The following is a 526-nucleotide window of genomic DNA, read 5'->3' as shown; positions in this document are numbered from 1 at the left end:
TCGGGGCCGTGGCGCCGGCGGACTGTCAGCGGCGGGGCTGTCAGCCCTCTTCCTTGAGCATGGCCTGGTAGATCTTCCAGGCGGTCTCGACGGAGACGCCGCCCGCGCGGGCGCCGGCGGTGAGCATGGCGACGGAGGGCTTGACGGGGACGGCGGCGAGGCCGGCCTTGCCGAGCTGGGCGACCATCTCGAGGGCGTAGTCGAGGGCCGGCACCTGCGGCTGCAGGGAGGAGGCCAGCGCGCCGGCGGAGAACTCGGTCTCGAACTTCTCGAACTTCATGGCGGTTCCTGTCGTTTCTCGCGGGCGCCCTCGGCACCCGGTGCGTTCTGCCTGTCCCTCCTTCTCAGCAAGCGCGATGCCAGATGCCGTCCCGCAAGAGCAGAATTCGGCAAAGCCAGGAAATCTGCGGCATCCAAGGCTTTTCGCTGCGCAGGGCGCGCAATTTTCTTCTGCGAGTGCTTCGCATTTCCTCGCATTTTGGGGTTGCCAGGATGTTAACTTTCTCAGAATGAGAATAATCGGACC

Annotated in this window: 2 protein-coding genes; both read right to left on the bottom strand. The window is 65.4% G+C overall.

The annotated features are described in order from the left end of the window. Positions 1 to 40: 40 nt before the first annotated feature. Positions 41 to 280, bottom strand: coding sequence for a hypothetical protein (locus JUB13_RS31050; protein WP_207486133.1), 240 nt, complete (start codon positions 278 to 280; stop codon positions 41 to 43). Positions 281 to 344: 64 nt separating this feature from the next. Continuing rightward, on the bottom strand, positions 345 to 526 hold a 182-nt coding region (locus JUB13_RS31045), incomplete at its 5' end, for a hypothetical protein (protein ID WP_207486132.1).

The sequence above is a fragment of the Arenibaculum pallidiluteum genome (genome assembly GCF_017355985.1).
GTDB lineage: Bacteria > Pseudomonadota > Alphaproteobacteria > Azospirillales > Azospirillaceae > Arenibaculum > Arenibaculum pallidiluteum.
This window is presented reverse-complemented; position numbering and strand designations above follow the sequence as displayed.